7 protein-coding genes and 1 rRNA gene are annotated in these 8,098 nt (G+C 74.3%); 6 read left to right on the forward strand and 2 right to left on the reverse strand.

The features are described from left to right. Positions 1-112 precede the first annotated feature (112 nt). A complete protein-coding gene (gene mtrA / locus P3T27_RS19520) occupies positions 113-790 on the reverse strand; it encodes an MtrAB system response regulator MtrA (protein ID WP_030247322.1) in 678 nt (225 codons plus the stop codon). A gap of 288 nt (positions 791-1,078) precedes the next feature. Here mtrA and P3T27_RS19525 point away from each other — a divergent pair, with 288 nt between their 5' ends. From P3T27_RS19525 to P3T27_RS19550, 6 genes are all read left to right on the forward strand, one after another. After that, a complete protein-coding gene (locus P3T27_RS19525) occupies positions 1,079-2,233 on the forward strand; it encodes a hypothetical protein (RefSeq protein ID WP_280680171.1) in 1,155 nt (384 codons plus the stop codon). A 5-nt stretch (positions 2,234-2,238) separates the two neighbouring features. Beyond that, positions 2,239-2,898, forward strand: a complete 660-nt coding sequence (locus P3T27_RS19530; protein WP_280680172.1) for a DUF4129 domain-containing protein — start codon at positions 2,239-2,241, stop codon at positions 2,896-2,898. Beyond that, entirely contained in the window at positions 2,895-4,187 is a 1,293-nt protein-coding gene (locus P3T27_RS19535; protein WP_280680173.1) for a DUF4350 domain-containing protein, read from the forward strand. The genes P3T27_RS19530 and P3T27_RS19535 overlap by 4 nt, the downstream gene beginning before the upstream one ends. A gap of 101 nt (positions 4,188-4,288) precedes the next feature. Further along, positions 4,289-5,209, forward strand: coding sequence for a MoxR family ATPase (locus tag P3T27_RS19540; protein ID WP_280680233.1), 921 nt, complete (start codon positions 4,289-4,291; stop codon positions 5,207-5,209). Positions 5,210-5,240: 31 nt separating this feature from the next. Further along, positions 5,241-6,551 carry a DUF58 domain-containing protein gene (locus P3T27_RS19545; protein WP_280680174.1) on the forward strand — a complete coding sequence of 437 codons (1,311 nt, stop codon included), beginning with the start codon at positions 5,241-5,243 and terminating at the stop codon, positions 6,549-6,551. A gap of 57 nt (positions 6,552-6,608) precedes the next feature. Next, positions 6,609-7,898, forward strand: a complete 1,290-nt coding sequence (locus P3T27_RS19550) for an MFS transporter (protein WP_280680175.1) — start codon at positions 6,609-6,611, stop codon at positions 7,896-7,898. Between the two features lie 113 nt (positions 7,899-8,011). Here the strand turns inward: P3T27_RS19550 and rrf are convergent. Further along, a 5S ribosomal RNA gene (rrf, locus tag P3T27_RS19555) occupies positions 8,012-8,098 on the reverse strand; the annotation flags it as partial.

The raw sequence follows: 8,098 nt of genomic DNA on the forward strand, positions 1-8,098 counted from the left end.
CGCGGCCGCCCGGCGCCGACGGCGGGTGGTCGAGCTCAGCACGGACCCGCGAACGGCGTCGGCCCCGTCGGTCGCGGAACCCGACGGGGCTTGGTCGGACGGGTGCGTCACGTCAGCTGGGTCCGGCCTTGTAGCCGACGCCGCGGACGGTCACCACGATCTCGGGACGCTCCGGGTCCTTCTCGATCTTGGACCGCAGGCGCTGCACGTGGACGTTGACCAGGCGGGTGTCCGCCGCGTGCCGGTAGCCCCAGACCTGCTCCAGCAGCACCTCGCGGGTGAACACCTGCCAGGGCTTGCGGGCCAGCGCGACCAGCAGGTCGAACTCCAGCGGGGTCAGCGGGATGCCCCGGCCGTCCCGCTTCACCGAGTGGCCGGCCACGTCGATCACCAGATCGCCGATGGTCAGCTGCTCGGGCGTCGGCTCCTCGGCGCGGCGCAGCCGGGCACGCACCCGGGCCACCAGCTCCTTGGGCTTGAACGGCTTGGTGACGTAGTCGTCGGCGCCCGACTCCAGGCCCACCACGACGTCGACCGTGTCGGTCTTCGCGGTCAGCATGACGATCGGGATGCCGGACTCCGCCCGGATCTGCCGGCAGACGTCGATGCCGTCCCGACCGGGCAGCATCAGGTCCAGCAGGACCAGGTCGGGCTTGGTCTCCCGGAACGCGGCTAGCGCCCTGTCCCCATCCGCGACGAAAAACGGTTCAAAACCCTCACCCCGCAGCACGATGCCGAGCATCTCGGCCAGTGCGGAGTCGTCATCAACGACGAGGACGCGTCCCTTCATGAGTCCATCCTCTCATTACCGGATTGTGACCTGCCGCACAGCAGTGCCAATGCTCCACAACGGCCAACTCCCCCAGCCGGTTAATTCCGGCCATACCGGGCGAATACACCCCGCCGGAACGCCTTCGAACCGTCCGCGGCCCACCGCCCGGTCACCGGAGCGCCCCCGTTTCCGATCAGCGACCGGATACCCATGGGGCCGTTCCTGGCCCCATGGCACGATGGGCGCTGCGCGCGGGCGAAAGATCCGCCCGGAACCGCGCCCGTGACGCCCCTCCGAGGAGCAGTGATGACCGACACTCCGGGCTGGGCCTCGCCCGGCTCGTCCGAGCCGCCCCGCGACGACGCCCGGCCCCCGGCCGACGCGCCCGCCGCCGTGCCCGGGCCGTCGGCACCACCCCAGGGCACACCCGCCCCCGGCCGGCCGGGCTGGGGCCAGCAGGCACCCGGCGGCCCCCACCCGTACGGCTGGGGGGCTCCACAGAGCCCCAAGCCCGGCGTCATCCCGCTGCGCCCGCTCGGACTCGGCGAACTCCTCGACGGCTCCGTCGCCACCATCCGCAAGCACTGGCGGACGGCGCTCACCCTCTCCCTCGGCATCGCCGTCATCGAGCAGGCCGGCAACGTCGCCGCCAACCTGCTGATCAAGGGCAAGACCGGCGCCGCCACCCAGGTCACGATCATGCTGGCCTCGATGCCGCTGACGGTGCTGGTCAGTGTGGTCGCCACCGCGCTGCTCACCATGGTCGTCAGCCGCGCCGTCCTCGGGCAGTCCGCGACCGCCGGGGACGCCTGGCGCGACGCCCGTCCCCGGCTGCTGCAGCTGCTCGGGCTGACCGTGCTCACCGGCCTGATGTCCGGCGGCGTGGTCCTGCTCGGCTTCAGCCCCTGGTACTTCTACTCCACCGGCTCGGCGGGCGCGTCCGGGACGGCGGCCCTGCTGTTCCTCGTCGGCTTCCTGACCATCCCGGTCGGCCTCTGGCTGTGGATCCGGTTCAGCCTGGCCGCCCCCGCCCTGATGCTGGAGAAGCAGGGCGTGCTGACCGCGCTGTCCCGCTCCCGACGCCTGGTGCGCGGCTCCTGGTGGCGGATCTTCGGCATCTCCCTGCTCGGCGAGGTGCTGACCTTCATCGTCGCCATGGTCATCGCGATCCCGTTCCGCTTCGTCGGGCTCGTCCTCGGCTTCAGCGACTTCAACAGCCAGGTCGACGTCAACAGCGCGGCCGACCAGCCCACCGCGATGCTGATCACCACCGCGATCGCCGGCATCATCGCCGCCACCCTCACCATCCCCTTCAGGGCCGCCCTCGGCGTCCTGATCTACGTCGACCAGCGGATCCGCCGCGAGGCCCTGGACATCGAACTCGCCCGCGCCGCCGGCTCCACCGAGCCCGGCACCGCCGGCTGGGGCGACCAGTCCGGCCGAACCCCCGCGAGGCGCTGAACCGGATGCCTACCTGGGGGGACAGGCTCCTCGCCGCGGGCGGCGCCCCGGTCACCGTCCCACGTGACCCGGCGCGCGACGCCGCGCGCGACGAGCTGCTCAACGCGGATTACCACAAGCACGACCCGACCGTCCTGGAGCGGGTCATGACCTGGCTCAACGACCGGATCACCGGCGCGCTCGACGCCATCTCCGGCAACGGCACCAGCGGCACCACCGGCCTGGTGCTCTTCCTGATCGTCGCCCTGCTGATCGGCGCCGCGCTCTGGTGGCGCCTCGGCGCGCCCCGGCGGGCGGCCCGCACCGTCCTCGGCGTCTACGGCGTCGAGGGCCCGCGCAGCGCCGGCCAGTACCGGGCCGACGCCGAACGGCACGCCGCCGCCGGGCACTGGACCGAGGCCGTCCGCGAGCAGATGCGCGCCCTGGTCCGGGCCCTGGAGGAGCGCACCCTGCTCGACATCCGCCCCGGCCGCACCGCCGACGAGGCCGCCGCCGAGGCCGGCCGGGCCCTGCCCGAACACGCCGCCGCCCTGGCCGCCGCCGCCCGGACCTTCGACGACATCGCCTACGGCGAGCGCACCGCCGACCAGGCCGCGTACCAGCTGCTGCACGAGCTCGACCGGACCCTGGAACGCGCCCGCCCGGCCCTGGGAGGAGCGGCATGACCGGCACCACCCCCGCGCCACCCGCCCCCCGGTCGCCCGCGGACGCCGGGCCCACCAGCCCGCCCCCCGCCGGCCCCAGTCCCGGCCCCGCCGGGACGACCGCGACCAACCCCGCCGGGACGGCCACGACCAGCCTCGCCCTGACCGGCCGCGGCCTCTGGCGCCGGGCCCGCTGGTACCTGGTCGTCCTCGCCGTCCTGCTGATCGGCGCCACCGCCGTCGCCGCCATCGGCCAGGACCGCCGCTACCCGCCGCTCGACCCCCGTTCGTACGACCGGGACGGCGCCCACGCCGTCCTCGCGCTGCTCGAACACCAGGGCCTCAAGACCGACCTCACCACCGATCCCACCGGCCACCCGACCGGCGCCGACACCCTTGTCCTGCCCGAGCCCGACCTGCTCAGCCCCGCCGAACTGCGCGCCGTCGCCGCCGCCCGGCACAGCCGGCTCGTCCTCATCGCCCCCGGCCCCGCCGCGCTCAGCGCCCTGGCCCCCGGGATCCGCTCCTCCGAGGAGGACGGCGGCCCGCCCTACGCCTCCGTTCGCAGCACCGCCGCACAGTGCTCGCTCACCGAGGCCGTCCGGGCCGGCACCGCCGGCATCGGCGGGATGCTCTACACCAACGGAAGCCGGGGCGAGGGCTGCTACCCGCGCGGCCACGGCTACCCGCTGGTCAGCACCCCGGCCGTCGGTGGCGACGTCATCGTGCTCGGCACCGGCGCCTTCCTGCACAACGAGGAACTCGCCAAGGACGGCAACGCCGCGCTCGCCCTCGGCCTGCTCGGCTCCCAGCCCCACCTCACCTGGCACCTGCCCGACTACACCGCCCCGCTCGCCCAGGGCACCCGGGACAAGACCTTCGGCGACTACGTCCCGGACGGCTGGCGCTGGGCCGGCTACCAGCTCGCCGTCGCCGCCGTCCTGACCGCCCTCTGGCGCGGCCGCCGACTCGGCCCGGTGATCAGCGAGAACCTGCCCGTGGTGGTCCGCGCCGCCGAGACCACCGAGGGCCGCGCCCGGCTCTACCGCCGCGCCAAGGCCCGCGGCCGCGCCGCCGAGGCCCTGCGCCGGGCCACCGCGCACCGCCTCGCCCCGGCCCTGGGCGTCCCGCTCCAGGCCGGCGAGCCCGACCCCGACACCCTCTGCGCGGCCGTGGCCGACCGCCTCCCCGAGCAGCCCGCCGGAGACGTCCGGGCCCTCCTCTTCGGCCCGCCCCCGACCGACGACGCCGCACTGCTGCGGCTCGCCGACGACCTCGACGCCCTCGAAAGGCAGGTACGGAACCCGTGACCGAACAGGCCACCGCCACCCCCTCCAGCACCCCCGGCGCGGCGGCTGCCACCCCGGGCACCCCCGACACCGCCACCGACCCGCGCGCGGCGCTCACCGCCCTGCGCGCCGAGATCGGCAAGGCCGTGGTCGGCCAGGACGCCGCCGTCACCGGCCTCGTCGTCGCCCTGCTCTGCGGCGGCCACGTCCTGCTGGAAGGCGTCCCCGGCGTCGCCAAGACCCTGCTGGTCCGCACCCTGTCCACCGCGCTCAGCCTGGACACCAAGCGCATCCAGTTCACCCCCGACCTGATGCCCGGCGACGTCACCGGCTCCCTCGTCTACGACGCCCGCACCGCCGAGTTCTCCTTCCAGCCCGGCCCGGTCTTCACCAACCTGCTGCTCGCCGACGAGATCAACCGCACCCCGCCGAAGACCCAGGCCGCCCTGCTGGAGGCCATGGAGGAGCACCAGGTCACCGTCGACGGCGTGCCGCGCGCGCTGCCCGTCCCGTTCCTGGTCGCCGCGACCCAGAACCCGGTCGAGTACGAGGGCACCTACCCGCTGCCCGAGGCCCAGCTGGACCGCTTCCTGCTCAAGCTCGTCCTGCCGCTGCCCGACCGCGACCAGGAGTTCCAGGTCCTCTCCCGGCACGCCGCCGGCTTCGACCCCCGCGACCTCGCCGCCGCCGGCGTCCGCCCGGTCGCCGGGCCCGCGCACGTCGCCGCCGCCCGCGCGCAGATCGCCGAGCTGACCGTCTCCCCCGAGGTCCTCGCCTACATCGTCGACCTCTGCCGGGCCACCCGGCAGTCCCCGTCGCTGTCCATCGGCGTCTCGCCTCGCGGTGCCACCGCGCTGCTCGCGGCCTCGCGCGCCTGGGCCTGGCTCGCCGGCCGCGACTACGTCACCCCGGACGACGTCAAGGCCCTCGCCCTGCCCACCCTGCGGCACCGCGTCGCGCTGCGCGCCGAGGCCGAGATGGAGGGCGTCACCGCCGACTCCGTCATCCAGGCCGTCCTCGCCCAGACGCCCGCCCCCCGCTGAACCACCGCCCGTTCCCTAAGGAGCGCACCGCATGGCCCTCACCGGGCGAACCGCCCTGCTCGCCGCGCTCGGCACGCTCGTCGTGGGCCTGTTGCTGCCGTCCTGGGCCGGGATCGGCCTCGTCACCGGCACGGTCCTGCTCGCCGCCGTGATCGACCTGGCGCTCGCCGCCCCCGTCCGCAGCCTGCGGCTCGGCCGGGGCGGCGACACCACCGTCCGGCTCGGCGAACCCGCCTCCGTCGAACTGACCGTCACCAACCCCTCCGGGCGCCCCCTCCGAGCCAGGATCCGCGACGCCTGGGCCCCGTCCGCGTGGCGGCCCGGCACCGCCGAGGCCGCCTCCCGGCACACCCTGCTCGTCCCCGGCGGTGAGCGGCGACGAGCCGTCACCGTGCTCACCCCGACCCGCCGCGGCGACCACCACGCCCGCCGGGTGACGGTCCGTTCACTCGGCCCGCTCGGCCTGGCCGGCCGTCAGGGATCCCACGTCCTGCCCTGGACGGTCCGCGCGCTGCCCCCGTTCGCCAGCCGCAAGCACCTGCCCTCCCGACTCGCCCGACTGCGCGAACTCGACGGCCGCACCTCGGTCCTGACCCGTGGCCAGGGCACCGAGTTCGACTCCCTGCGGGAGTACCTGCCCGGCGACGACGTCCGCTCCATCGACTGGCGGGCCAGCGCCCGCCGCAACACCGTCGCCGTCCGCACCTGGCGCCCCGAACGCGACCGGCACATCCTCATCGTCCTCGACACCGGACGCACCTCCGCCGGCCGGGTCGGTGACGCCCCGCGCCTGGACGCCGCCCTCGACGCCGCCCTGCTGCTCACCGCCCTCGCCACCCGCGCCGGCGACCGCGTCGACCTGCTCGCCCACGACGCCCGCAAGCGCGTCGCGGTGGCCGGCAGCTCAGCCAGTGAGATCTTGCCGGCCTTCACCAACGCGATGGCCTCCCTGGAACCGGCCCTGCACGAAACCGACATGCGTTCGCTGGTCTCCACGGCCCTGAAGATGGCGCCGCACCGCTCCCTGATCGTCCTCCTCACCGGCCTCGACGCAGCCCCGGTCGAGGACGGCCTGCGCCCGCTGCTGCCGCTGCTCACCAAGCGCCACGAGGTCGTCCTGGCCTCCGTCGCCGACCCGCACCTGGACGCCCTCGCCGCCGGCCGCGGCACCCTGGAAGCCGTCTACGGCGCCGCCGCCGCCGAACAGACCCGCGCCGACCGCCGCGCCACCGCCGAGCGCCTCACCCGCCACGGCGTCACCGTCCTCGACGCCGCCCCCACCCAGCTCGCCCCCGCCCTCGCGGACACCTACCTCGCGCTCAAGGCCGCCGGCCGGCTCTGAACCTCCCTCCGTACAAGACCACTTGGAGCGTACGGGGGTGTTGCTAGCCTCTTCCGCATGATCGGGAAGGACCCCAAGCTCCGGATATCCAGCTTGCTGGGGCCAGGCGGCCCGCAGCGCGCTCTCATCGTCGCGAACTTCGTCAGCCGGGTGGGCAACGGGCTGTTCAACACCGCCGCGGTGCTCTACTTCACGCTGGTGGTGCACCTGCCCGCCGCACGGGTCGGTATCGGCCTCACGATCGCCGGGTTGGTCGGGCTGCTGGCCGGGATCCCGGCCGGGAACCTGGCCGACCGGTACGGGCCGCGCACGGTCTGGCTGACGGCCCTCGCGATGCAGGCCGCGACGATGGCCGCTTTCGTCTTCATCCACGGCTGGCTCACGTTCACGCTCATCGCCACCCTGGACCGGCTGGCAGCAACGGCGAGCGGCGCCGCAGGCGGTGCGCTCATCGCCCGTGCCAGCGGCGAACGCCCGGCCGCGTTCAGGGCGAAACTCCGCACGTTCGTCAACCTCGGCGTGGTCCTGGGCACCCTCGGCGCCGCCTTCGCCGTCTCGGCCAACACCCGCCCGGCGTACACCGCGCTCATCCTCGCCAACGCCGCCAGCTTTGCCTGCGCCGGCCTGATCGTCCTGATCCGCGTCCCGAACTACCAGCCCCTGCCCCGGCCCAAGGACCACCACCGCTGGGCCGTCCTGTCCGACCGGCCGTTCGTGTCCTTCGTCGCGCTCTACGGCGCGATGGGCCTGCAGTACCAGACCGTCTCCCTGCTGCTGCCGATCTGGCTCTCCGCCCACACCGGAGCGCCCCGCTGGACCGTGGCGGCGGTCTACGCGGTCAACAGCGGGGTATGCGTGCTGCTCCAAAGCAGGATCGGCTCCCGGGTGGAAACGCCGCGCCAGGGCGGCCGGGCGTTCCGCCTCGCGGGGCTGCTCTTCCTGGTCAGCTGCCCCTTGATGGCCCTGACCGCGGACGTTCCGGTCTGGATCGCGCCGGGGCTCGCCATCCTCGCCGTCTGCGTGCACAGTCTCGGAGAGGTATGGGAGTCCTCCGGCGGCTTCGCGCTCGGCTTCGGCCTCGCCCCCGACCACGCCCAGGGGCAGTACCAGGGCCTCTTCGGCATCGGCTTCGACGCCGGCCAGGCCCTGGCTCCGGCGGTCCTCACGACAGCGGTCCTCGGACTCGGACACGCAGGCTGGCTGCTGCTCGGCGCGTTCTTCGCGGCTCTGGGCGCGGCAGGCCCGGCGGTGGCCGCATGGGCGGAGCGCACTCGACGGTCGAGCCACGACACGGCCCGCGCGACACATGGTCAGCCCGACGAGGCCCCCCTTCCCGACAGAGCCTAGTTTCCGCCGGGTCTCAGTGGCTGGAGCCCTGCCCACCCCGAGCGCCAGGCCGTACTCCACAACGCAAAGAACCCCCATCCGGTTTCCCGGATGGGGGTTCTCTGTGAATGATTGTTCGGCGGCGTCCTACTCTCCCACAGGGTCCCCCCTGCAGTACCATCGGCGCTGTAAGGCTTAGCTTCCGGGTTCGGAATGTAACC

Origin of the sequence: Kitasatospora sp. MAA19 (genome assembly GCF_029894125.1) — a bacterium.
Classification (GTDB): domain Bacteria; phylum Actinomycetota; class Actinomycetes; order Streptomycetales; family Streptomycetaceae; genus Kitasatospora.